We start from the raw sequence: 26,253 nt of genomic DNA on the forward strand, positions 1-26,253 counted from the left end.
GTTCGCTTTACCTTTACAATATAATATTATGTTCGTTATTTGTCAATGTAATGTTGACTTTTGTTCGTTGTTGCGTTATATTGTTAGTAAAATGACACAAAATGTTTCTTTTTAGAAGGGTGGAGGACAAAAATGCACATTATTTCAAAAAGCAAATTCGAAAAGTTAGAAAAACTTTCTACCAATGACCATGTTATCTCAGCTTTAGCCATTGACCAGCGAGGTTCAATTCGAAAGATGATTGAATCAAAGGGAGCTGTTGAAGATATTCAAGCAGCAGTTGAAGCATTTAAAATCTCAATTTCAGAAGTTTTAACCCCTTATGCGTCATCAATATTATTAGATCCTGAATATGGTTTGCCCGCTACAAAAGTAAGAGATGCGAAAGCAGGATTATTATTAGCTTATGAAGAAACCGGTTATGATGCGACTGAACCAGGTCGATTGCCTGATTTATTAGGGGAATGGTCAGCTAAACGTATTAAAGAAATTGGGGCAGATGCAGTAAAATTCTTACTTTATTATGATATCGATGAAAGTGATGCCATTAATGAACAAAAACACGCATTTGTGGAACGAATTGGTTCTGAATGTTTAGCAGAAGATATCCCATTTTTCTTAGAAATTTTAACCTATGACCATCAAATGGATGATGTTAAATCTAAAGAATACGCAGCTGTTAAACCTCATAAAGTAATTGAAGCGATGAAAGAATTTTCTAAACCTCAGTATAATGCTGATGTTTTAAAAGTAGAAGTGCCGGTTAATATGGAATATGTTGAAGGTTTTGCTAAAGAAGACTTTATTATGTCACAAGATGAAGCAAAAGCGCATTTTAAAGCACAAGATGAGGCGACTCATTTACCATATATTTTCTTATCAGCGGGTGTATCCAGTGAGTTATTCCAAGACACTTTAGTTTTTGCTAAGGAATCGGGCAGCCAATTTAATGGTGTTTTATGTGGTCGTGCGACATGGAAAGATTCTGTGGGAATTTTTGTACAAGAAGGCGATCAAGCAGCACGTGAATGGTTATCTACTCAAGGAAAAGAAAATATTAATGGATTGAATGATGTACTTACTAAAACTGCTACTCCGTGGACTGATAAAATTGGTGTTAATGAATAAGAAGGGTGATGAAATATGTTTAATTTGTCTACTGAAGAATTAGAGCGATTAGGTGCTGTAAATACTACCCGTGAGATTCGTCAACAGCCTAAGTTATGGCGTGAAGTATTAGAAACGATCGAATCAAAGCGTGATACTATTGAAACCTTTTTAAATAACATTAAGGAAAAACATGATTCTGTAAAAGTCATTTTTACTGGTGCAGGAACTTCTGCTTATGTTGGCGAGACCTTATTGCCACAAATTATGAAAACGCAAGAAGATTTAAGTTGGGAATATTTAGATGTACCGACAACAGATTTAGTCACCAATCCAACAGTATATTTTAAAGCGTCACAACCTACCTTATTAGTTTCGTATGCTCGTTCAGGAAATTCTCCAGAGAGTGTCGCGACTGTTAAGTTAGCACAACAATTAGTAACAGATTTATATCAAATGACTATTACCTGTTCGGAAGAAGGGTTACTTGCCAAAAACTCACAAGGTGATGATAAAAACTTACTATTATTACAACCGGAACTATCGAATGATTTAGGATTTGCGATGACAGGCGCGTTTTCATGTATGTATTTAACAAGCTTATTAATTTTTGATAATCGTTCATTTGAGCAAAAGAAAGCTTGGGTAGAACAAATGATTGAGACAACTGAAGGCATTTATGCCAAAGAAGAACAAATTCAAGCTTTAGTGGATTTAAATGTTGAGCGTGTTGTTTACTTGGGTTCAGGCGTATACTTTGGACTAGCTCATGAAACGCAATTAAAGATTTTAGAATTAACCGCTGGAGCTAAAACAACTTTATATGAGTCCGTTTTAGGATTTAGACATGGACCGAAATCAATCGTGAATGACCAAACTGCGATTATTTTGTACCAGTCTGAAGATGCTTATGCACGTCAATACGAGCTTGATTTGATGACAGAAATTGCTGCTGATAGGATTGCTAAATCGATGATTGTTGTCGGTGGGGATAATCCTCAAATCGATGGCTTTACCCATTTTGATATTGCGTTAACAGAACACGTAGAAGAAGGATATTTAGTATTACCATACGTTGTTTTTGGACAAATTTATGCACTATTAAGTTCGATAGCTGTGGATAATACACCTGATACACCTTCGAAAACCGGTACGGTTAATCGAGTAGTAAAAGGCGTTACGATCTATCCGTTCGAAAAATAGCTGAAAGCGTTGTAGTTCATTAATCTTAGTGATCGGATTACTAGGTACTGGTCTTTTTGGTTTATGGACATCGATTTGGTAAGAGATACCTTCAAATTAACCTCAATCTACTAACCAAGGCAATTTGCCTTGGTCTTTTTCGAGTGTTATTGAATATATTCCATATTTTATTTTATAAAGCAAATAACATGTACAATACGTGTTATACGTGCTACAATAAATAGGAGGAAGAATATAAATGCCTTTGACGCAATTAGAAATGATGAAATTGTTGATGTTGTATGGATAGACACCCTATACCAGAGAGGGGTAAGGCTCCCATATAAAAATGAAAAAGAAAGGATGCCGACCAATTATCATTCCACATGGAGAATTAAAAAGAGGTACGGAACGCAATATATTAAAACAGGCCAATTTATTGGTGTTATGGCATCGTTAAGAAAGGAAGTTGAGTATGCAAGTAGTTTATCCCGCTTTATTTTATTTTGATCCAAAGGAGAGCAATTATTTTATTACATTTCCTGACTTTGAATATTCTGCTACTCAAGGCGAAAATCTTGCGGATGCGATGATGATGGCCACCGAGTATTTGGGGATACAAGTAGCCGATTTGATTGAAGAGAATCACACATTGCCTATCCCGACTAATATAAATGAGTTATCATTAATTGAACACAATCCATTTAAAGAAGATTCGGAGTTTAGTCTAGATTACGATGAACAGCAATCATTTATTTCAATGGTTGCTACAGATGTTACTCGATATCTAGGTATGCAAGAGTTAGTAAAAAAAACACTCACAATCCCCAAATGGGCTGATATCGCTGGGAAAGAATTACAATTAAACTTCTCTCAAACATTAACAGAAGCGATATTAGCGAAGAAGTTTGAATCATCGTAGATTTGCGTTTTAAAATCATTTAAAGTATTTCGTTATTGTTTTACATATTTCTATGAAAAGAGGAAACAGAAACGTTTTAAAAGTGAATGATTAATATATTTATAGCGCAGTGTTTGAGAGGCATCTAAAGTGTCAGGGACGAGATTCAGTTGAGTTATTGTGCGTTAATTAAAAATGCAGTGGCTGGGGGTAAAACTGCGTCTTACTGACTCATTTGTAACCTCATGTACTTTGTTTTGCGAGAGTGGACAGACGAAGCGAAAATCAACTGGTTTTCTACTTCAAGTCCACTCCCATTTATAATCGAAATATGCTACAATTTAGTCAAAGAATTACGAGGAGGGGTTACGATGGTAGAAAGATTAGCAATTAATCAAGAAGTGTTAGCTAAGTATGTACAAGCATCGAACACTCCTCTTGATTATTTAAAACAAAAGTTACCCAAAATTGAAGCCTATTTAACCGGGCAAGAAAAACCGACATTTAATCAATTAAGTACTATTGCGAAGTTAATCAACATTCCTACAGGTTTATTATTATTAAATCAATTCATTGCTTCTCCTGAGATTGAAGCGGATTTTAGAACAATCGATTCTAAAACAATAAATGAAATGAGTACGGAATTAAGAGAAACGATTGTTGATATGCAAGATAAACAAGCTTTCCTAAGAGAGGAGATTATCGGAGAACTTCCTTTTATTGGACAATTTACCTTAGAGGATTCAGATGAAAAAGTTCTGAATACCATTCGCCATTACCTAGGAGAAAATATAATTTCAGGTCGTTTTTCTACTTATCGAAACGTACTCAATCAGTTAGGTGTATTCGTATTCATTAATGGTATTGTGAAAGAAAATACCCATCGAAACTTAAGTTTAGAAGAGTTTAGAGGTTTTGTTCTTTCAGATAATAAAGCACCGATTATATTTATCAATCAAAAAGATACGAATACCGGTCGTTTGTTTACTCTAATTCATGAATTTGTCCATTTGTTCTTTGGTCAGGATCACTTATTAGATTTAACAGAATCCCCATTGAATCCACTAGAAGTAAAAGTTAACCGAATTACAGCTGAAATATTAGTTCCAAAAGATATCTTCCTATCGAAGTATAATGAACAATTAGGCATTGACGTAAATTTAAATAATTTAGCAAAATACTTTGAAGTGAGCAAACAAGTTGTTGTGCGAAGAATGTATGATTTAAAGTTCATTTCTAAAGTCAAATACCAAGAAACAGTAAAGCAGTTAAAAGAAGAATTTCAATCGACTCAGATACCAAAAAATAAAATAACGGGAAATTATCGAAACACCCTAAAGTATCGTGTTGATCCCAATTTTTATCAATATGTTAGTAATGCGGTAAAAGAACAACGATTGTCTTATACCGAAGCCTTTAGACTCATTGGAGTCGGTTACAAAGGCTATCAGGTATTAGGGGAAAGGAATAAATAGCGATGTATATTTTAGACACAAATATTTTTATTAACTTTTATGATCGCTATTATCGCTTTGCTTATTTTCCAAGTTTTTGGGAAAACCTAATTCCAATTTTAAATTCTCGAGTAATCATACCGAAAGTTGTCATCAATGAGACCACACATAGTACAGAGTTTGTAGCATGGATAAATAGTCACTTCTCTAATAAAATATTAAATCATACTCAATATACGTCGCAGTATACTACTGTCCTACAACATGTCTTATCTTGTGGCTTTTATAAGCCTGAGGCATTGAATTCTGAAAAAGGATGGGCTAATGAAAAGATAGCTGATGCATGGCTCATTGCAATCGCTATGAAGGAGAACTATACAATTGTAACTGAAGAAAATAGAGTGATTAATCTCAATAAAATTAATCCAAGTAAGGCCGCTAAAATCCCCGATGTAAGTGATCAGTTAGGGATTCGATGTATTAATATGAATCAGTTCTTTGAAGAAATACAATTTAAGTTATAAACTTTTTTTCTTAAGTATGTTTGGAAATAATAAGTAAGAGGTTAGGAAAAAACTTTTTAAATTCTGTTCAGGCAAAGCTAGTTAATTCAGAGCGCAGTGGTTGAGTGGTCTCAAACTACGTCTTAATGACTTGTTTGAGACCTACTCAACTGTGCGGGGAAAGACTTGTTTAAGACCTACTCAACTGTGCGGGGGTGGACAGACGAAGCGAAAATCAACTGATTTTCTACTTTTTGCCCACTCCCTATTTGCTTTGTATTGAATTAAATGATAGTTTCTAACGCAACAAATTCAAGTAAGATATGTGATGAAGTCGGGTTTTGCATCCTGAATTAAAAGATAGTTTCTAAGACAACAAATTCAAGTAAGATACGTAATAAAGTCACATTTAGCATCCTTGAATTAAATGATTGTTTCTAAGGCAACAAATTCGCGGTCTTGTGATTCTGACACAGCTAGATTAGTTATATGGCCTTGATAAGTGTTAACGCCTGTTAATATGGTGTGATTGACTTTGGCGGCTCGGACAATCCCTTTGTTGGCGATTTCTTTAGCATAGAATAATGAGGCGTTGGTTAAGGCTATGGTAGCGGTCTGGGGTACGGCTCCAGGAATATTGCTAACGGCGTAGTGCGTTACGCCATATTTAACATAGGTTGGTTCTGAATGAGTGGTTTCATGGGTTGTTGAGAAATTACCGCCTTGATCGACTGCCACATCAATTAAGACAGAACCAGGCTTCATTTGTTGAATGGTACCTTCTTTAACTAGGATGGGGGCACGTCTTCCGGCCACTAAGACGGAACCAATAACTAAGTCTGAATTTACCACCGATTCATGAATATTCGCTTCATTTGATACTAGAGTTTGTACCGGGTATCCTAGGGTATGTTCAATCTTGGCTAGACGTTGTGGATTGAGGTCGATAATCGTCACATTGGCACCTAAGCCGCAGGCTAACTTGGCACTATTAAGACCGACAACGCCACCCCCAATAATCGTCACATTCGCCCGTTTCACACCAGGGACACCGCCTAATAAAATGCCAGGCCCACCATGATTTTTCTCTAAAAGATGAGCGCCAATTTGTACCGCCATACGCCCGGCTACTTCGGACATGGGCTTCAGTAGTGGAAGGGTACCACGGTCAACCATTGTTTCATAAGCGATACTGGTTACTTCGCTGTCTAATAGAGCTTGGGCTAAGTCAGGATCGGCTGCTAAATGTAAATAAGTAAATAGGATTAGTCCTTTGTGGAAGTATGTATATTCTTCTTTCAAAGGCTTTTTTACTTTGATAACCATCTCTGCATCCCAAACTTTAGCGACTTCTTCAACTAAAGTGGCTCCGGCTGCTTGATAAGCTTCATCACTAAATCCAGATGCCAAACCGGCTTGATGTTCAACGATAACTTGGTGACCGTCGTTGATTAATTCTTTAACATTGTCGGGGGTTAATCCCACACGATTTTCATTGATTTCTTGTTCTTTTGGTAAACCAATAATCATGGTCATGACTCCTTCAAAATGATGTTCAAAATGATATGTATTTTTTGATAATTATATCACAAAATCGGATGAAAGGAATATGCTTTAGAAAATTAATGCCTTGCATAAGTTCTAAAAAGGGCGGTCATTATTTTGGGGATAGAAGGATAGGTACTATTTTGTGGCAAGCAGGGGCAACCATTATTTAAGGTAGAAGGGATAGCCATTATTAAGTGTAGAATGGACAGCTAAAAAAATGGACAGCCTATATTAGGGAGGAAAATGGACAGCCTATATTAGGGTGTTGAGTTTATAAATTAACATTCTTAGCGACATCATTTTGGGAATTGTAGGAAACTCATCTTATTTTCATCTTTTTCATAGTAAAAATGCAAAAGACATTTGGTTTTATTGTTTTCATAGAAGCAATTTTTTACTAACATTTATTCACAAAGATTAGTGGATATTTCACAAAGTTAGTATTACGAGAGTGATTGTGACCGACTTTGTTTGTAATTTTCATAAAAAATGTTTTCATCGCGATTACACTGTTTGTTAGTGTTTTTTCAAATCGTTAAGCTGATTATTTTCAAAGCGATTTTACATTATAAAAACGCTTGCAACATAATTTAAACCTAAGCTATAATTCAGTCAATGTACCAAATTTAGAATTTTTATCGATATATTTATTAAACAATATTGAGAGAGGAGGACTCATTATCGTGGTGTTTTTTTAGAGGAAGATATTAAGTAAAAAATGTGATAGACGCATAATTGTATTAGGGATTACAAGCAAGTAATTTAATATTTATTAATAGTGAATAGAGGAGGTGAAGGGGAGTGGAACAACCTTATGAGATTAATCGTTATGCTTTAGAAAAAGCCATCAATCAACGACGTTTAAAAGCTTGTCAGGTTGCAGACCAAGTCGGTATTTCTCGCAATACGATGTCACGTACACTTCAAGGGCATACGATTCCCAGTTTGGAAGTAGTCAATTTAATTAGTCGCTTTCTGAAATTAACAGACCGTGAGATTATTCGCATTTTTCATCCGAAATTTTAAAGGAGGTCATTCGATGAAGATAGAGTGTTTATTGGAAGAATATGAATTGTTGATCCATCATGTTTTGAAAGAGTACCAGATTTATCCAAACCGTCATGACTATGAAGATTTTGCTCAGGAATTACGCCTTCATTTATTTGAGGAATTAAAACGCTTGTTAACATCCCAACACCAAGTAGAAAATATGGAAGCATACTTACGGCACGCAATGCGTTGGCGACTGTTTAAATTGTTACGCCAACAAAAGCGTCATCAATGGGTGCCTGTAGAGGAAACCTTTTTAATGAATCAAACCCAAGAAGATGCTAATTTAGTCTTTAAAGAATTTGTCTTGTCTCTACCCAATACGTTAACACCACGAGAACGGGAATTCTTACAGTATTTGTATGAAGGCTATCATTTAACTCAGTTAGCCGAGATTTATCACCGAGAATATCGTACCATTCGTCGTTGGCGCGATCGGTTGATTGAAAAGTTGAAGCGCGAAGATTGACAATGTGATAAATGAAAAGTTGAAGCGAGAAGAGTGATTGTGTGATAAATGAAAAGTTGAAGCGAGAAGTTTAGCTTGGTGAAAATGAAAAGTCTAGGTTCGATGAGCTACTAATTGAAATTAAAAATTGAAGGACTGTGTGATATATGAAAAGTTCAGGTCTGATGAGCGACAAAGTGAAATATAAACGTTAGAGCAGAAGATTGATTAATCGATGACAGAAAGGTGTGCACAAAAGGGTTCAGGGACTCATCGACCTGTTAGAGCGTAGGGGTATTATAGTTAACATTGAGGAGGTTGGGTTACTTTTACTTGGTTCTGTGGACCTGTTAAAACTTTGTCATTTCAATATTCACTAGTCAATAAATCATCATTGATGTGTATTTTTGTCCGAAAAATGCGCTTTCGGGGTACTTATTAGGTGTAGCGTCCGGAACTACAACAAAATTTTAAGGAGGTTGCCCCTATGGCAAAGACATTTAAAAGTGGAAAATTATCAATGAAACTAGTAGGTGAGGATAAAAAAGCAGTACGCACAATGAATTTTAATAATTTGATGAATGATGCCCCAGAGGCAGAGATTATAAAAGTTCGTAGTGCAATTGAAACATTAGTAGATGAACCGTTTAATAAAACCAGCGTAACTGAAAATTACGAAATTGACTAGGAGGAATTAAATTATGGCAGAAGTAACAACAACAAATTTAGAATTACAAATTAAAAATGCTGCAGGGAAAGCAAAAGTAGTACGTGTTCCGGAACCAAGTTTAGGTTTGGACCGTGTGACAACTGAAAAAGCTGCTCAAGATTTAATCGAAGCCAATATCTTTGTAGATGACTCAGGAGATCCTTATGTAACCAATGTCGGCGCTCGTTATGTTAAACGTACTGTAGATGAAATCTACAATGTGGAAAACGAACCGGCAGTTTAAGGGTAAGTAAAGGAAGGAGGAATTGAAATGAGTCTGATTGAATTAGGTGCTTTAGCTAGTGCATTAGTCGCCGTCATTACCTTAATTACGAAACTCTACAATTTAATCGCAGCCATTCAACAATTAATTGGTCGCTTAGACTTTTTGCAGTCTGAGATTAATCATCATCATTTAATTCAAAAGCAATTAATTAAACTGTACGATCATCATGAGCAACGCTTGAATCGAGTAGAACAAATTCAGAAAAGAGGTAATCAGGATGCAGCTTAGTAATCAATCTTATGATTTTTTAAAGTGGGTAGCATTGGTCTTTTTACCAGCATTTTCAGTATTAATCGGGGGATTAGGTCCGATATTTAATTGGTCAATGACCGAAAAGTGGGTAACACTGGTTAATTTATTAGCAGTATTTTTAGGTAGTTTATTACAGTTATCATCTAATAATTATCACAATCAAGGAGGGGGACATTATGCCGTCCAAACAAACTTTGCTTAATGAATTACAACAATATATTGGGATGGTTCAACATTCTTCTAAACATCAAGCGATGGTTGACGCTTATAACCGAGTCGAACCTTTACCAGTAGGCTATCGGGTCAAATATAGTGATGACTGGTGTGATTTGTTCGTAACATTTATTGCTGATAAAATTGGTTTGTCCAGTCAAATTGGACGTGAGTGTGGCGTTAACCGTCATCGTGAAATAATGCGCCAGAAAGGCATTTGGTTAGGAAAAGTAAGTCCACAAGTGGGAGATATTATCTTTTTTGATTGGGATGGCAATGGTTTTTGTGATCATATAGGATTTGTCATTCAAGTAGGTAATGATTTTGTGATTACAATTGAGGGAAATTCGTTGCGCCAAGTCCGTAAGGTTTCTTATCATAAACAAGATTGGCGGATTGCTGGTTACGCTAGACCCGTTTATCAAGAAGCAACGGTCAAAGCACCAGGAAAATCAGTTTCAGAGCTAGCATTGGAAGTTATCCGAGGGTTATGGGGGAATGGCGGTGAACGTGTTAGACGCCTTACCCAAGCAGGGTACGATGCGGTGGTAGTCCAAAAACTGGTGAATCAAAAACTTTTAGGGTTAAAGAATTGAATAGTAACGAAAGGATCGCTGTACCAAGTTGGTAATGGCGATTTTTTTGGTTTTAATAATTCAGTGATACTTTTAATGAGATAGTATATAAGCTATATTGGATAGTCAACCCTAATATCAGTATTAAATTAAAAATAAATAATAGAGAAAAGACGTATTAATACAATTAGAAAAAGCATAAGAGAATTAGAAGAATAATAGTGAATGCCCCGAAAACATGTATGGAACATTCACTATATATGCAGATTGTTTAAATATTGTCCAACATTTTAATTTTAAAAATTATTAAGTAGATAAATTATTTGTATTTTAAAAAAACCCAATTAAAAGTTAATATACGTTGCTTAAAATTTAGATAGGTCAGTAGAACTATCATTTTAGCTATTTTAGGAACTTGCAAATCAACAATATTTATTAATTGCTGAAGTGATCATGTTACTTACGTTATTCACAATTACAAGGTCTTCATCAGTTACATTGGTTAATGGAGAACGTACACCACCGAGTTGAAGTCCATCTTTTTCTAGGACTTTTTTCATAATGGCATATATATTGGCTTTAGCCTTCACCATTTCAAAGATAATATTTGTAATCTCAAATTGAATTTCAGTAGCTAACGATATATTACTGTTCTGTATCGCTTTATCTGCTGCTAAAAACAGTTCTGGCATAACACCATAAGTACCTCCTATTCCACCATCTGCACCCATAATTCTGCCACCTACGAATTGTTCATCAGGCCCATTGAAGACTATTATATCTTTCTTAGAATTTAGTTTCCAAGTAAGAATATCCTGAACTGGCATTGAAGAATTTTTAACTCCGATAACATTCTCATTTTCTAACATTTTATTCAATAAATTTGATGTTAAGGCATAACCTGTTGTTTGAGGTATATTATAAATGATGAAATCAATTTTAGCAGCTTGAATCATTTCAGTCCAATACTCTTCAATAGAATATTCAGGTAAAGTGAAATATATTGGCGGAATTGCGGCTAAGGCATCAACTCCTAAATTAGCAGCATGTTTAGCTAATTCTATACTATCTCTGGTAGACGGAGCGGCAACATGTGCTATAATTGTCATCTTATTTCCAACCACTTCCATTACATTTTCAAGAATGACCTTTCTTTCCTCTATATTTTGATAAATGCATTCACCTGAGGACCCCCCTACATACAAACCTTTAACACCTTTATCTAAATAATACTGCGCTAATTTTTGTGTTCTTTCGGGACTAATATCGCCATTGTCGTCATAGCAAGCATAAAATGCTGGAATAATACCTTTGTATTTTTCTAAATTTTTCATTATTATCTCCTTTTATTTAATAACATTAATAAACTTTTTTGTGATTTCAAGTGGTCTTGTTATTGCTCCACCTACTACCGCAGTGTAAACTCCTTGGTTAAAAGCCATCTCCAAATCTTTAGGAGTATGAATTCGTCCCTCTGCGACAATTGGTGTACGAGTATTTTCAACTAATTCTTTCATCAATTGAAAATCTGGTCCATTTTTCTTATCAGAAGTTCCAGTAGTATAGCCACTCATAGTTGTTCCTATTAAATCAAAACCTATTTTTTCAGCATTTAAACCTTCTTCTAAAGTTGAAATGTCTGCCATAAGAAGTTGATTAGGGTATTTTTCTTTAATATTTTTTACAAAATTATTGATTGAACCGTCAGCTCTTTTTGAAAAAGTAGCATCCATTGCAATGATATCACATTTTGCTTCAACCAATGCATCTATTTCGGCCATAGTAACTGTTATGTATGGTTCATAATTTGGGTATTCTTTTTTTATTAAGCCTATAACAGGTACATTTAATTCTTCCTTAATTTGCTTTATGTCTTTTATTCCTTCTGTCCTAATAGCGATTGCACCTGCTTCTAATGCTGCTTTTGCCATAAGAACCATGATCCCACCTTCTTCACGATATAATGGTTCTCCCGGTAAAGCTTGACAAGAAACAATTAAACCACCTTTTAATGATTCAATGATATTCATAATACATCCTTTCTATTTTACAAATTATTTTCTGTTTTAAAATAATATAATGCACCCAGTAATCCAGCTTCATTACCTAATTTTGCGGGAATAATTTCACTTTGAATAAAATGATTATGCACTGAAATATTAGACATTTCAGCAACAACATCCGGTATTATCAGTTTGTCTTGAGCTAATATTCCACCTCCAAGAATGATTAAATCAGGATTTAATAAATATTGAATTATTAATAATCCTTGAGCTAAATTTTTAATGAATTTATCATATATTTTTCTTATTGCTGGGTTGCCTGAAATTAATAATTTGAAGAATTCTTCTCCATTAATATCACGCCGTAATGCAATAGTGGCATTTTCTGTTAAAAAACTTGCTGATGCTATGTCTTGAAAATAATGTCCGTCAATAGGTAAATATCCGATTTCTCCCGCTGTATAAGAATGACCTTGATATAATTTGCCATTGATCATTATAGCAGCACCTATCCCTGTTCCTAATGTAAGACAAACCAAATTATTTTTATTATCATCTTGATGGTATTTCCAGTACTCTCCAAGTAGAGCGGCGTTCACATCATTCAGTATTGTGCAAGGAATATTCAATTCGTTCTCAATTATTTTCTTGAATTGCGTTCCTTGATATTTTGGTATTGTATAACCAGCGTATTCTATTACACCTGAATCAGGATTTACCACACCAGCTGAAGCTATTGCGATTCCAGATATTGTCGGATGCTCTTGAATAACTTTCTTACAAATCGAGGTAACTTGTTTTAAAATATGATTGTCATTAATTGAGACTTCTGTTTTTACCTTTTTTATTGGTTCATAAGTATCACCACTGATTGAAAAAATTCCATATTTTATAAATGTTCCACCAATATCAATGCAAAGTACCTTAATAATAATCAACCTCCTTTGTTGTTTACGTTTTCATTTTATCACTAGAAATTATATTATCAATAATGCCATTTTTGGAAAAAAAGAAGTAAATTATTTTGTTTTCAATTGAAAAACATTGATAAATCAATATTTTTTAATAAAAAATTAGCTTTAGAGTTAGGTAATTAAATACAGAAATAGTCTGTTTTTTACCAAAAGCCATAAAATATTATTATTAAACCTAAAAATATTACAACACACAGCCAGATAAATCGTTTACACTTAAGTTAATGGTAGCGCAACCAATATATGGAGGTGGATGAGTGATGGAAATAACACATATAAATAATAATAAAAAAAGGGGAATGGGAAATTTAAAAAAGAAACTGAAAAAAAATTGGCCATTTTTAGTGATGTTGATGATTCCGTTGATATTCCTGTTGGTATTTAGTTATGGTCCAATGTATGGGGTATCAATTGCTTTTAAACGTTATTCACCTGGTCTGGGTATATGGGATAGTCCATGGAATCAATTTGGACACTTTAAACGTATGATGAAAGATACTTTATTTATTCGAGCTTTAAAAAATACATTAAATATTAGTTTTTTAAAACTTTTAATAGGATTTCCAGCTCCTATAATTCTTGCTCTGGCACTGAATGAAATAAGATTTCAAAAATTTAAAAAACTTGCACAAACTATTTCATACTTACCTTATTTTTTATCTTGGGTAATTGCTGCAGCGATGTTAATAGAAATTCTTTCTCCTGATAGAGGATTAATTAATTCAGTATTAAAAATGTTTGGAATGAATCCAGTTCATTTCTTAGCCAATAAAAATACATTTATACCAGTATTAATAATATCAGAAATATGGAAAAGTATCGGGTATGAGTCAATCATTTATTTAGCAGCTATTACTGGGGTTGATTTATCGATTTACGAAGCTGCTGAGTTGGATGGAGCATCGAGACTTCAGAAAATGTGGCATGTCACGATACCAAGTATTATGCCTATAATACTTGTTATGTTAATTTTAAGATTAGGTCAGGTATTGAATGCTGGATTTGATCAGGTTTTAAACCTATATAATCCATCAGTTTATGCCGTTGCAGATATTATTGATACATATGTTTATCGAATAGGTTTAGAAAATTTTAGTTTCGACTATTCAACCGCTGTTGGGTTAGTTAAAAATTTAGTTGGGTTAGTTTTAATTTTAACCTCGAACTTGATTGTTAAAAAAACGACTGGCCAAAATGTAATATAGAAAGGAGTATAAAGAATGAAGAAGAAAACAAATCTGTTTGATTGGATAATAATTATTCTTATTTCCTTTTTCTGTTTGACAATTTTGTATCCTGTTTGGAATCAAATCGTCTTATCTTTTAGTTCAGCTTCAGAAATGAGAACTTTACAAATTTCGATGTGGCCTGAAAAATGGTCTCTGGAAGCTTATAAATTTATTTTTGGATTTGGAAATATTGGTAGAGCTTATTTCAATACGATATTGAGAACTATTGTTGGAACATTGATGATTGTATCAGTCACTGTATTGGCAGCCTATCCACTTTCAAGGAAAGATTTACCTTTTAGAGGATTTTTTATTACAATTTTTGTTATCGCAATGTTTGTATCAGGTGGAATGATTCCATCATATTTATTAGTTAAAAACTTAGGCCTATTAAACTCTGTATGGGCATTGGTTTTACCTAATGCATTAAACGTAACCTATGTTATAATTGTCAGAAACTTCTTTTTAAGTATTAGTCCTTCAATTGAGGAATCTGCAATTATGGATGGTGCTTCACCTTTTCAAATTCTATTAAAAATAATTTTACCATTATCTAAACCGATTATTGTGACTATAGCATTATGGGCTGCAGTTTATCATTGGAACGAGTGGTTTATGGCTCAAATTTATATTCAAGATCAAAATCTTGATGTTCTACAAACAGTTGTGAGAAAAATGTTGATGAACGTTGATGCTTCAAGAATGGACACACAAATTGCATCAACTGGTGCAAATGCATCTGAATTATTGTTAGCGAATGTACGGGCAGCAACCGTTGTAGTATCAATAGGACCGATTGTTCTATTGTATCCATTCGCACAAAAATATTTTATTCAAGGTTTACAATTAGGTGCTGTAAAAGGATAATTTTAGGAGGAAAATAATATGAATAAAAAGTTTAGAAAGACGGCAGTCAATTTAGTTGTTAGTTCAATTTTAAGTACTCAACTATTACCTGGTATAGGTATTAGTGCTCAAGAGTTACCTGAACCTGGTGATTTTAAAGATGTTGTTAATTTAAAATTGTCTGGTTCATTTACTAAGGGAGAAGTACAAGATGACAATTGGGTTCAAAAAAGACTAGAAGAACAATTTAATGTTCAAATTGAAAATACTAAAATAAACACATGGGATGCAAATGAAGTTTCTATCATGATAGCTTCTGGAGAATTGCCAGATACATTTTCATTCACAACCGGTGGGATGACACCAAAAGAATTGTATTATCAGGGGTTAACCCGTTCAATTCCACGTGAAATGATAGAAAAGTATGCACCAAATTATGCAAAAATGTTAAATGAAACCAATAATGGTATTGGATGGAAAATGACTCAATCCCCAGATAATGAAAATGAACATATTGCATTAATTGGATTACAATCACATGCTCAATCATTGTTATGGGCTCCAACATTAAGGTTAGATTGGATGGAAAAATTGGGATTAGACATACCAGAAGACATCCAGCCTATTGGAGATGAAGATGGTTTCGAGAGAATCTATTTTTCACACCATTCATATACATTAGATGAGTTAGAAGAAATATTAACAGCTTTCGTTACTCAAGATCCAGATGGTAATGGGCAAGACGATACTTATGGTATCTTACCAGCAAATGACAGCATGAACTGGGCAACGACATTGTTAGGTTCTTACGGTGTTGCTGCTAGTTATAACTTAGAAGTAGATGGCAAAGTTCAAGATACAATGATATCAGAGCCATATAAACAATTTTTAAGTCGTATGGTAGATTGGTATAAAAAAGGATTGATTGATCCTGAATGGACAACGTTACCGGAGAAAACCACATGGGAAAAATATCAAACCGGTAAAGTTGGATATGTGATTGCACAGAAAACTTATTTAGCTCAAGAAGCTTGGACAAAAGGAAGAGCTCCTCAAAATATTCTTGATGCTGATCCGAATGCAAAACTTTTAGCACTTTTACCTGAAACAGGTGATGAAGGACAATCTGGTCAACAGGCATTTACTCCTGTTACAGCATTACAAGATACAATGCAAATTAGTAAAAATGTAACTGATGAGCAATTGGCTCGATACTTACAAATTTACGACTTTATGACTTTTAACCCTGAAGGAGTTTGGACAACCTATGGTATTCCAGGGGAGCATTCAGATTATGTAGGAGAAGAAGGTAAATCTACGCTTGTTGTTAGAGATGAGTATCCATTAGAAGAAAAAGAAATGGGATTCTGGGCATATAACCATCGCTCATATCCAGGCGTTCGCTACTATTGGTTAACTGCTGAGAAAACATTAGAATTAAATGATATGTTCTTTGGCAAACCTGAAAATATTGAAAAATATTTTATTAGACCATACAAATGGGATTTATTTGATGAAACTGGCCTGTCAGATCTTGAAGCCATTTATAATGCAAATCTGCAAACTATTGAAAATGAATTCAGAATGAATGTTATTTCCGGTGCGGTTGACTTAGAAAGCGAATGGGATGCATATGTTGAAACTTGGTTATCAAGCGGTGGACAAGAAATTCTAGATGAACTAGAAAAAGCCCCATTAGTGAGTGATTTGCTAGCGGAATAGAATAAAGAGTGTTAGTGGGAGTGTAATTTATTGCGCTCCCCAGTTTTTTAAGGAGTGAAACTAATGAGGGAAATCAATAATAAATTGATAGAAATAATAAATAATATCTATGACTTAATAGTTTTAAATCTTTATTGGATACTTGGTTTTGTTTTAGGACTTGGAATATTTGGTTTCATTCCTTCAACAATTGCAGTAACAAATCTTTTGAGAGATCGTCATTTAAAAAAAGATTCATCAAATTCATTTTTTAATTATTGGAAATATTATAAACAGAACTTTATAAAAAATAATCTTTATGGTTTATTTTTATTAGGTTGTATTTATTTAGGATTTTTATATATTCAAACGCTTGATAATCTTGATAATGTCATAAAAGGTCCGTATATTTGGTTGACTTATGGAATATTTATATTTTTCATAATTTTAAATTTATATATATTAATCGTTTATATTCATTTTGATTTTTCTTTTAAAATGATTTTAAAACATAGTTTAGTGTTTATGATTACTTGTCCGATTCATACTTTATTATTGATATTTATGATTTTAATTTCAAGTTGGACAGTAGTTAGGTTTCCATTATATTTCCCTTTTATTCAAGTTTCTCTTTTTTTATTTTTGATTTCTAAAATAATATTTCATGCAATAAATGTCGTTACACAAGTACAAAATAAGAGGTGGATAAATAAATGATTAAAAATAAACCGAAAATAATTTTTGAGAGTGGTAAACATGGTCAAAAAAATAAAACTGAGGATGTATACTGTTATCGTATTCCAGCTTTGTTAACAACATTGTCTGGCACGGTTATAGCAGGTGCAGACCAGAGGTATGATCATCATTTTGATTGGGGAAACATAGATATGGTGATTAAAAGAAGTGAGGATGAAGGGGAAACCTGGAGTGAAATTATAAAAATATGTGATTTACCCACAAATCCTAACAGTACACATCCAGATTATGGTTCGGCTTTTAATATTGATATGTGCTTGGTACAAGATCCTAAAACACAAAGAATCTTTTCGATATTTGATATGTTTACAGAACAACGTGGTTGCTTTGGTATTTTTGAAGATAATTTTGAAAAAGCCTACCAAGAGATTAACGGAAAAGATTATCTAATTGTTTATGAAAATAATGAAGAGTCAAAAGTTTTTGGGACCATTCGAGAGAATGGAATCATTTATGATAATGAGGGGAATGTAACAGCTTACCGTGTTATAACAGAATCAAAACAAGCACCTTATAATAACTTAGGTAATCTCTATAATTCGGAGGAATTAATAGGTAATGTATATTTTAGAGATCCTATGAATCCTTTAAGAATTGCAAAAAATATGTTCGTTTGGCTATCTTATAGTGATGATGATGGTAAAACTTGGTCTTGCCCTGAAGATATTACGCCACAGATTAAATTACCTTGGATGGTTTTCTACGGTGTCGGACCAGGAAATGGAATAGCACTACATACAGGTGAAAAAAAAGGTAGATTAATCATTCCAATGTATTCAACCAATTCTTTAACAACGCTAGATGGTAGTCAAACTAGTCGAGTTATATATTCTGATGATCATGGTAAAACTTGGAATAGTGGACTTTCAGTAAATGATAATCGATATGTCCCAGAGTTATCAACTACCATCGATTCTAAAACCTTTGATAATAGACTATTACAGAATACGGAAGCGGTAGCTGTGCAATTAAATAATGGACAAGTAAAATTGTTTATGAGAAATTTGACCGGAAATGTTCAAGTGGCTACAAGTTTTGATGGTGGTGAAACATGGCATGAAGAAATAAGCTCTATTAAAGAAATTGTAGATGTTTATGTACAATTATCTGCTATTCATACCATTCAGGATGGAAAAGAATATGTTTTACTTACTAATGCCACTGGTCCGGAGAGAAATAATGGGCACGTTCATATTTTAGAAGTAACAGAAGAAGGAAATCTAAAATGGTTAAATAAAATTTTAATACAAGAAGGTAAATTTGCATATAATTCAATGCAGATGTTAAATGATAAAACATTTGGTGTGCTTTATGAATACTCAAGCCAAGAATATAATGAATATTGTTTGTTATTTAATAAATTTAATTGGAGTGAATTAGAAATATTACTGGATGAACAGACTAAAAATTAATAATTCAAGACGAATTTATTATTATAAAAATAGTTTGATTTAAGTTCAAATATGAAGAGTATAATAAACTTTTTTGTTAATGAAGTTTTATTGAAACTTTAGGTAACGATTAAGACGACAGATATACTAGAAATTGAAATGAGTAGAGTTTTGGATTATGATAATATTATATATTTAAGCCTTTTCATTTTTTGATCATTAAAGTCAATTAATGATTACTAAGTAATTAAAATAGATTTGTAAAAATTATATTTTTAAACTTTGAAATATTTTGCTTAAACAATAAGTTCGAATGATTGAACAATTTTTCAACCTATAAATAGCAGTGACAGTCATTGTTTTTTGAAAGTATATGTCCGTTTTTTTATTTAAATAATCAAGTGTGATTAGAATTTTTAGCTAAGATTAATTGCGATTTAATTTGAAAAATGTGTATGAATACTATAAATAATGGTTAATATATATAAAATATAGACACAAGTTAAGCATAGCTATTTAAGTTTACATTATATTATGTAGTTGACTAAAAATTATTACAAAAAAACTTAACAAATATGATTATTTTAAGGTTGAATTCTTCAGAATACATTAACTTATAATAAATAGTATTAGAGGTGTTCATTGTGTATAAGTGTATTGTAGTAGAGGACGAAAAAAATATTAGACAAAGACTAGTTTCTCATTTTCCATGGGAGGAATTTCAAGTAGAAATTGTTGGTGAAGCAGAAAATGGAATTGAAGCTATCAAGTTGATTGAAAAATATCATCCACATTTAATTTTTACAGATATAAAAATGCCTGAAATGGATGGATTGGAATTAGCTAAGGAAATTCATCTTCGTTTTCCAAATATCACTACTATACTAGTGAGTGCATATAATGAATTTACCTATGCCCAGAAAGCTATAGAATATAATGTAAAGGGATATTTGCTAAAACCAATATTAAAAAAAGAATTTATACAACTTATGACTAAAATTTATTCATACTTACAAAAAACGGATCCATTAATAGAAAATAAAGATTTAGAAGATAAAACTATTGGCACAAAAAATACAGAGAATACACAATCCAAAGATTTAAATCAATACATTTATTTCGCTAAAAATTATGTTAATGAACATTACGCTAAACCAATCTCTTTAAAGCATATTTGTTCTGAACTGTATATTAGTGAATCGTATTTTAGCAGTCTTTTTAGCCAAGAGACAGGAGTTGGCTTTGCTAATTATGTGAATGAAGTTAGAATTGAAAAATCCAAAGAACTTCTTAAGTATTCAAATGATAGTTTAAAAATAATAGCATTAAAAGTAGGTTTTTCAAGTCCATCTTATTTTAATAAGGTCTTTAAATCAATAACGGGAATGAGTCCATTAGAATTTAAAAAAAGTGGGAATAGTGATGAATATATTTAATAAAAATTTAAAAAGTTATTTGACATTATTATCAGTTTTTTTGTGTTTGTTAATTTCAGGAGTAACAATTTATTCATTCATACAAAATTTCAATGAATATTACAAACAACAGCAACATAATGTAGGATTAGCATATTTACAAAATAATTCATCGCATGTACAGAGGAAATTGGATAGAGCCATGACATTACTTAAAACCACATCATCAAGCTCAAGTATCCATGAATCGATAAATTCTTTATCAGAAAAGAACAACTCTGGAATTCAGGATTATTTGGCAAGCAAAAAGATTCTTGAAAATTTGTTATTAGTTCAATCTAAAAATACAATAATTGACGATGTTATAATATTTTCTGATGTTGGACAATTTTCAGCTAGAGGGAATTCATTTTCTGAAAAATTTAGATATTCAAATTTACCTAATCAAAGGGAAATATCCCACTTAATGACTGCAGAACAATTTATTAATGAGTTAAATTTTAGAGGAGTACAAAAATTTAACTTTAAAATAGATAATTATACAGGACTAAAGAATAAACTACTTCTCGCTACAAATATGTTTGATCAAAATAATCAATTTATCGGATTGTTAATCATTACGTTAAACCCCAAAAACTTAGAAGAAACACTTTTGAATAGTGAAAGAGTAAATATTAAAGTTGATAACAAAGAAGTTTTTACCGGAACGAATTATGATAATACAAATCCTGAGTTAATCGTTACTCACCAGGTATTTCCATATAATGTATTTTTATCTTATAAACATCAAGATCTATTAGCTTTATTTAGTTTAAAACAGAAATTATTTATTTTCTTAATTATTTTCTTAGTTTTTAGTATTACTTATATGATAGTTATTAGAATATCATTTCGTTTTCTGGAACCACTAGACGCATTAGTTGAATGGATAAAGGCATATATCACCGATGGAAAAGATTTAAACAAATTATATATTAATAATAAATATAGTTTAAGAGAAAGAATTTTTGCTTTTTTAATCATTGCAACTTTGGTACCTTCATTATTGATTTCACTTACTTTTTATTATCAAGCTAGTTACTACATTTTAGAAGTTGAAAAGCAAAGTGAAATAGAAAGAATAGAAGAAAGAAGTAAACTAATTAATGATGAAATTATACGTTTAAAGAATACTTTATCTGTTTTAGTAGCTAACCAGTATTTTAATAATTATAGAAGGAATGAGAATTATTTACAAATTCAAGATGATGTTAACAAGTTTGATGAACTTGAAGGAGTGATGATTAGTATCATTGATAATAGTGGAAAATTATTAATGTCCACACGCAATCAGAACAAAATTGAAATAACAATCGATAATTTTCTACAGGAAAAGGAGCGTTCAAGATATTTAATCGGAACCATTAATTATGATAATAAGCGGATGTTTTCACTAATCCTACCGCTTCAACTATCAAAATACCAAAATAAAAATTTAGAATATATGGTATTGTCGGTTGACCAACATTTTTTTAATAAAGTACCTTTGGTTGATAATATTATTAAGGAATCTCTACTTTTTGGTAGAGAAAAATGGTACATTACAAACGAAAATGAAAGTGAAAGTAAAACCTATTATTCAAAATTAACAGAGAGTAACATTCATTATGAAGTGGATTATTCAGATGAAATATTTAAAAAGAATCTATCAAATCTATTTTGGAGAAATTCATATTTATATATCATAATGATTTTATTATTACTAGTTGTGTCTTATCTAATTTCTAATCGGCTAATGATACCATTTGAAAAAATTATCAAAGAACAAGCAAAGTTTCCAAACTACAATTTAAAATTGATTAGTAATATTCAAATTGATGAAGTTGAAATTCTAAAAAACAAGTTCTTGGAAAGAATACAGGAAATCAATGAACTATCTGACGCAAAATTGGAAGTAGAGAAAAAAGTCATTGAAACGCAATTTGAAAAAAAAGAAATTCAATTACTTGCAATTCAAAATCAAGTCAATCCTCATTTTTTATATAATACACTTGAAAATTTAATCTATTTAGTTGAATCGGGTGAAAATGAAAAAGCAGTCAATATGATTGTATCGCTTTCTAGATTTTTCCAATTTATTACCAATCGTTCGAATTACATTATTACGTTGGAAGAAGAAATAAACTTTTCAAAACATTATATAGAAATAATGAAAGTCAGATTTGATAATTTTGAAGTAAAATGGAATGTAAAAGTTAATAATACTCAATTGCCTATACTAAAAATGTTATTGCAGCCAATTATTGAAAATAGTATTCATCATGGTGTAAAGAACTCAAACCATTTTATAAACATCGAAATAATAATAATTGAATCAGCACAGTATTTATTGATTGAAATTAAAGATAACGCAGATGGAATTGAAAAAGAAAAGTTAAAAAAATTACAAGAAGGATTAAAAAATTCAGAGTATAATCGTTCGGGTATTTATAATGTTAATGACCGTTTGAGCCTTTATTATCAAAACAATTACCATTTAGATATTAAAAGTAAAAAAGGCCAAGGAACAGTTGTTACTATAAAAATTAATAACAAAGGAGTATATAATGTTAATCCCTAATTATTTTGAAAATCATGAAATAACTGAGATTAATCAATTGAATGATCGTAATTATTTCATCCCTTTTAGTAGACATGATTCATTTATGGATAATCTTAACAGACGGAAATCTAGTTTTTATACTGATCTCTGTGGCACCTGGAATTTTCAGTATATTGAAAATGTAAGAACACTAGAAATTCCTCTTTGGCTAAAAAAATACCATAACCGTATTACTAGCACAACTAACGTACCGAGTGTTTGGCAATTAGAAGGGTATGACCAAATACAATACACAAATGTTGAATATCCAATTCCTTATAACCCTCCTTACGTGCCGTATGATTTACCAGGAGCTATATATCATAAAGAGTTCTTTGTTACTACTGATGATACAAAAGATTATCATCTAAATTTTGAAGGTGTTGATAATGCTTTTTATGTTTGGGTTAATGATGAATTTGTTGGATATAGTACTATCTCTCATAGTAATACAGAATTTGATATTACTAATCTGTTGAATGACGGAAAAAATGATATATCTGTCCTTGTTTTAAAATGGAGCACGAGTACTTACTTTGAGGATCAAGACAAATTTAGATTTAACGGTATTTTTAGAGACGTTTATTTATTGGCTCGTGATAAGAATAGAATTAATAGTTTTATAGTTAAAACGAATCTAAGCAATCAATATCAAAATGCCAATATTGATGTTGAAATTCAAACGAGTGAAAATTTTAGTTCTGGTACTTATCAATTATTAGACGAGAAGAATGAAGTTATTGCAGAAGATGATTTTTCTGAAAACTTTAATATTGAACTTTCAAATCCAAAATTATGGACACCGGAGACGCCTTTTTTATATAAATTAGTATTAAAAACAGATAAAGAAGTTATCGTTCAAATGGTTGGGATTAGAGAAGTTAGAATTGATGGAGTAGAATTATTATTGAATGGTACTCCAATAGTTCTTCAAGGAGTAAATCATCATGATACACATCCAGAAACAGGGCCGGTAGTTTCAATTGAAAATCAAAAAAATGACTTATCTCTGATGAAATTATACAATTTTAATGCAATCCGTACAGCTCATTATCCAAAGTCTCCAGAGTTTTACGAATTGTGTGATAAAATGGGTTTTCTTGTGATGAGTGAAGCAGACATGGAATGTCATGGGGTTGTTGAGCTTGTTGGTCTAGGTGGGTATGATAATTACCCAATGCTTGTAAATGATCCTACCTATACGAATATTTTTGTTCGTCGCATGGAAGCTAGTATGATTCCCTTTATCAATTTCTGTTCGATCTTCATGTGGTCAGGTGGAAATGAATCTAGTTATGGATTAAATTTTGAAAAAGCAGCAAAAAGAGCAAGGGAAATAGATTCGGATAGACCACTTCATTTTGAAGGATACTGGCATCGCGATCGGAGTAGAAAAAATGATTTGTCTTATGTAGATGTTTACTCACGGATGTACGCATCATTAGAAGAAATGGATCAATTATATTTTAACAAAGATAATCCGATTGACCGCCCATTTATGCTTTGCGAATATTGTCATGCAATGGGGAATGGCCCAGGCGATTTGAATGATTATTATGAGTATTTCAAGGATAAAAAGGCCTTTATTGGAGCTTTTGTTTGGGAATGGGCAGATCATGCGGTTAATATTAATCGACAATCACCAGAAGAAGAAGCAATATATAGGTATGGTGGAGATTTTAATGAATATCCACATTTTGGTAATTTTTGTATGGATGGTCTTGTATACCCAGATCGACGTCCACATACAGCAGTAATTGAATATCAGCAAATTTATCGTCCAATAAGAATTATTGAACATAGTTTAAGTAAAGCACAGGTAACTTTTGAAAATCAACTATTTTTTGTTGATGCCAGTGAGTTATATTTTATGAATATCTCAATTTACGATAAAAAAGGGAATAAAATTGTAGATAATGAAATACCTTTACCATCAATGAAACCGAAACAATTCGTTAATTTTAATTATAAAGAGTTTGTTAATTTATATGATGATGTACAGAGTATTGTATTCTCTTATTTAAGAGTTGAGGATAGAAAAAAAGTTGGATTTGATCAAGTATTTCTATCGGAAATTGAAAGTGACATTGAACCAGTAAAAGTCATCACTAACCAAAACATCAAAATTGAAGAAACTAAATCGTCATTTATCCTTTCACAAGAAGATAAAATGGTAAAAATTAGTAAGAAGAATGGATTGATTAGTGAGGTTATTGTTAACAACAATGAATTACTAGCTTCAGAAAGTTACTGGTCGGTGTGGAGAGCACCAACTGATAATGATCGGAAGATTAAATTGGATTGGCAAGCAGCTAATTATCATGATACTCAAGTAAGAATGGTTGAATATAAATTAGAGAAAAAAGAAAAGGGTATTAGCATTACTTTTTCAGGAACAATGAACTCCGTTTCAAGACAGAACTTTTTAAAATTAGATGTTGAATGGATAATAACTTCTGATTTTGTTTTTTCATTAAATGTAAATATTGAAAAAAATCCTTTATTCCCATATTTGCCGAGATTTGGTATGGTAATACCAGTAGTAAAGTCAATTGATCAATATGAATATCTTGGTTATGGACCTTATGAAAATTATCAAGATAAAAATAATTTAAGTTATTATGCATCTTTCAAGGGGAAAATATCAGATTTATATGAACCTTATGTTACACCGCAAGAAAATGGTGCACATCGAGTAAAAAGTGTTGAAGTATTTAGTGGCCTCAATCGAGAAAGAATTAAAGTATCTTCAAAAAATCTTATATCATTTAATTATTCACAGTATTCTGTACAGCAACTTACAGAAATAATGCATCGAGATTTATTAAAGGTTGAGGACAAAAATTATTTACACCTTGATTATGCCCAAAGTGGATTAGGAAGTAATTCATGTGGTCCCGAATTAATTGAAAAATATCGTTTAAACGAGGAGCATTTTACGTTTGAACTTAACTTTAAATTTTCATAAACACGAAATTTATAAATAGTATCTGGTTGGATATGTGAAAAACAAATAATATGATTGATTTTTAAAAAATGATGAGATATAGCACTTGGATTTGAACTGACCCCCTAAAGTTGGACCAAGAA

Annotated in this window: 25 protein-coding genes; 21 read left to right on the forward strand and 4 right to left on the reverse strand. The window is 32.0% G+C overall.

Features of this window, described 5'->3' with window-relative positions; genetic code table 11:
- Positions 1-132 precede the first annotated feature (132 nt).
- The 6 genes from lacD (at position 133) to HMPREF2811_RS01220 (ending at position 5,168) form a co-directional block, all read left to right on the forward strand.
- Complete coding sequence (gene lacD, locus HMPREF2811_RS01200) at positions 133-1,128, forward strand: tagatose-bisphosphate aldolase (RefSeq protein ID WP_071407751.1); 996 nt, start codon at positions 133-135, stop codon at positions 1,126-1,128.
- Positions 1,129-1,143: 15 nt separating this feature from the next.
- Complete coding sequence (gene agaS, locus HMPREF2811_RS01205) at positions 1,144-2,310, forward strand: AgaS family sugar isomerase (RefSeq protein ID WP_071407752.1); 1,167 nt, start codon at positions 1,144-1,146, stop codon at positions 2,308-2,310.
- Positions 2,311-2,632: 322 nt separating this feature from the next.
- Complete coding sequence (locus HMPREF2811_RS11880) at positions 2,633-2,749, forward strand: hypothetical protein (RefSeq protein WP_371441394.1); 117 nt, start codon at positions 2,633-2,635, stop codon at positions 2,747-2,749.
- 15 nt (positions 2,750-2,764) lie between these two features.
- Complete coding sequence (locus HMPREF2811_RS01210; protein ID WP_071407753.1) at positions 2,765-3,211, forward strand: type II toxin-antitoxin system HicB family antitoxin; 447 nt, start codon at positions 2,765-2,767, stop codon at positions 3,209-3,211.
- Positions 3,212-3,561: 350 nt separating this feature from the next.
- Positions 3,562-4,665 (forward strand): ImmA/IrrE family metallo-endopeptidase, encoded by a 1,104-nt coding sequence (locus HMPREF2811_RS01215; protein WP_071407754.1) that lies wholly within the window; start codon positions 3,562-3,564, stop codon positions 4,663-4,665.
- Positions 4,666-4,667: 2 nt separating this feature from the next.
- Entirely contained in the window at positions 4,668-5,168 is a 501-nt protein-coding gene (locus tag HMPREF2811_RS01220) for a DUF4411 family protein (RefSeq protein ID WP_071407755.1), read from the forward strand.
- A 402-nt stretch (positions 5,169-5,570) separates the two neighbouring features.
- Here the strand turns inward: HMPREF2811_RS01220 and ald are convergent, their stop codons facing one another.
- Positions 5,571-6,677, reverse strand: a complete 1,107-nt coding sequence (ald, locus tag HMPREF2811_RS01225) for an alanine dehydrogenase (RefSeq protein ID WP_071407756.1) — start codon at positions 6,675-6,677, stop codon at positions 5,571-5,573.
- 819 nt (positions 6,678-7,496) lie between these two features.
- Here ald and HMPREF2811_RS01230 point away from each other — a divergent pair.
- From HMPREF2811_RS01230 to HMPREF2811_RS11680, 7 genes are all read left to right on the forward strand, one after another.
- Positions 7,497-7,721 carry a helix-turn-helix domain-containing protein gene (locus HMPREF2811_RS01230; protein ID WP_066124577.1) on the forward strand — a complete coding sequence of 75 codons (225 nt, stop codon included), beginning with the start codon at positions 7,497-7,499 and terminating at the stop codon, positions 7,719-7,721.
- Between the two features lie 13 nt (positions 7,722-7,734).
- Positions 7,735-8,214, forward strand: coding sequence for an RNA polymerase sigma factor (locus tag HMPREF2811_RS01235; RefSeq protein ID WP_071407757.1), 480 nt, complete (start codon positions 7,735-7,737; stop codon positions 8,212-8,214).
- Between the two features lie 466 nt (positions 8,215-8,680).
- Positions 8,681-8,881, forward strand: a complete 201-nt coding sequence (locus HMPREF2811_RS01240) for a DUF1659 domain-containing protein (protein ID WP_066124581.1) — start codon at positions 8,681-8,683, stop codon at positions 8,879-8,881.
- Positions 8,882-8,894: 13 nt separating this feature from the next.
- A complete protein-coding gene (locus tag HMPREF2811_RS01245; protein ID WP_066124583.1) occupies positions 8,895-9,146 on the forward strand; it encodes a DUF2922 domain-containing protein in 252 nt (83 codons plus the stop codon).
- A 27-nt stretch (positions 9,147-9,173) separates the two neighbouring features.
- Complete coding sequence (locus tag HMPREF2811_RS01250; protein WP_066124586.1) at positions 9,174-9,416, forward strand: hypothetical protein; 243 nt, start codon at positions 9,174-9,176, stop codon at positions 9,414-9,416.
- Positions 9,406-9,642 (forward strand): phage holin, encoded by a 237-nt coding sequence (locus tag HMPREF2811_RS01255; RefSeq protein WP_066124588.1) that lies wholly within the window; start codon positions 9,406-9,408, stop codon positions 9,640-9,642. The genes HMPREF2811_RS01250 and HMPREF2811_RS01255 overlap by 11 nt, the downstream gene beginning before the upstream one ends.
- Positions 9,617-10,249 carry a CHAP domain-containing protein gene (locus HMPREF2811_RS11680; RefSeq protein WP_066124590.1) on the forward strand — a complete coding sequence of 211 codons (633 nt, stop codon included), beginning with the start codon at positions 9,617-9,619 and terminating at the stop codon, positions 10,247-10,249. Before HMPREF2811_RS01255 ends, HMPREF2811_RS11680 begins: the two co-directional genes overlap by 26 nt.
- A gap of 401 nt (positions 10,250-10,650) precedes the next feature.
- On the opposite strand, the gene HMPREF2811_RS01265 is transcribed toward HMPREF2811_RS11680, so the two are convergent.
- The 3 genes from HMPREF2811_RS01265 to HMPREF2811_RS01275 are packed head-to-tail and all read right to left on the reverse strand — an operon-like array spanning position 10,651 to position 13,169.
- On the reverse strand, positions 10,651-11,562 hold the full coding sequence (locus HMPREF2811_RS01265; protein ID WP_071407758.1) for a dihydrodipicolinate synthase family protein: 912 nt from the start codon (positions 11,560-11,562) through the stop codon (positions 10,651-10,653).
- Between the two features lie 12 nt (positions 11,563-11,574).
- On the reverse strand, positions 11,575-12,258 hold the full coding sequence (locus tag HMPREF2811_RS01270; protein WP_071407759.1) for an N-acetylmannosamine-6-phosphate 2-epimerase: 684 nt from the start codon (positions 12,256-12,258) through the stop codon (positions 11,575-11,577).
- A 17-nt stretch (positions 12,259-12,275) separates the two neighbouring features.
- A complete protein-coding gene (locus tag HMPREF2811_RS01275; RefSeq protein WP_084801812.1) occupies positions 12,276-13,169 on the reverse strand; it encodes an ROK family protein in 894 nt (297 codons plus the stop codon).
- A gap of 296 nt (positions 13,170-13,465) precedes the next feature.
- Between HMPREF2811_RS01275 and HMPREF2811_RS01280 the strand changes: the two genes are divergently transcribed.
- The 8 genes from HMPREF2811_RS01280 (at position 13,466) to HMPREF2811_RS01315 (ending at position 26,131) form a co-directional block, all read left to right on the forward strand.
- Positions 13,466-14,410 (forward strand): ABC transporter permease, encoded by a 945-nt coding sequence (locus tag HMPREF2811_RS01280; protein WP_071407769.1) that lies wholly within the window; start codon positions 13,466-13,468, stop codon positions 14,408-14,410.
- A gap of 15 nt (positions 14,411-14,425) precedes the next feature.
- Complete coding sequence (locus HMPREF2811_RS01285) at positions 14,426-15,301, forward strand: carbohydrate ABC transporter permease (protein ID WP_071407760.1); 876 nt, start codon at positions 14,426-14,428, stop codon at positions 15,299-15,301.
- A gap of 18 nt (positions 15,302-15,319) precedes the next feature.
- Positions 15,320-17,002, forward strand: a complete 1,683-nt coding sequence (locus HMPREF2811_RS01290; RefSeq protein WP_071407761.1) for a type 2 periplasmic-binding domain-containing protein — start codon at positions 15,320-15,322, stop codon at positions 17,000-17,002.
- A gap of 63 nt (positions 17,003-17,065) precedes the next feature.
- A complete protein-coding gene (locus HMPREF2811_RS01295) occupies positions 17,066-17,698 on the forward strand; it encodes a YesL family protein (protein ID WP_066124606.1) in 633 nt (210 codons plus the stop codon).
- On the forward strand, positions 17,695-19,149 hold the full coding sequence (locus tag HMPREF2811_RS01300) for a sialidase family protein (protein WP_071407762.1): 1,455 nt from the start codon (positions 17,695-17,697) through the stop codon (positions 19,147-19,149). The genes HMPREF2811_RS01295 and HMPREF2811_RS01300 overlap by 4 nt, the downstream gene beginning before the upstream one ends.
- A 623-nt stretch (positions 19,150-19,772) precedes the next feature.
- Complete coding sequence (locus tag HMPREF2811_RS01305) at positions 19,773-20,564, forward strand: response regulator transcription factor (RefSeq protein ID WP_071407763.1); 792 nt, start codon at positions 19,773-19,775, stop codon at positions 20,562-20,564.
- Positions 20,551-23,142, forward strand: a complete 2,592-nt coding sequence (locus tag HMPREF2811_RS01310) for a sensor histidine kinase (RefSeq protein ID WP_071407764.1) — start codon at positions 20,551-20,553, stop codon at positions 23,140-23,142. The genes HMPREF2811_RS01305 and HMPREF2811_RS01310 overlap by 14 nt, the downstream gene beginning before the upstream one ends.
- Positions 23,129-26,131 carry a glycoside hydrolase family 2 gene (locus HMPREF2811_RS01315; RefSeq protein ID WP_071407765.1) on the forward strand — a complete coding sequence of 1,001 codons (3,003 nt, stop codon included), beginning with the start codon at positions 23,129-23,131 and terminating at the stop codon, positions 26,129-26,131. The genes HMPREF2811_RS01310 and HMPREF2811_RS01315 overlap by 14 nt, the downstream gene beginning before the upstream one ends.
- Positions 26,132-26,253 lie beyond the last annotated feature (122 nt).

The sequence above is a fragment of the Globicatella sp. HMSC072A10 genome, from assembly GCF_001811625.1.
GTDB classification, from domain to species: Bacteria; Bacillota; Bacilli; order Lactobacillales; family Aerococcaceae; genus Globicatella; species Globicatella sanguinis.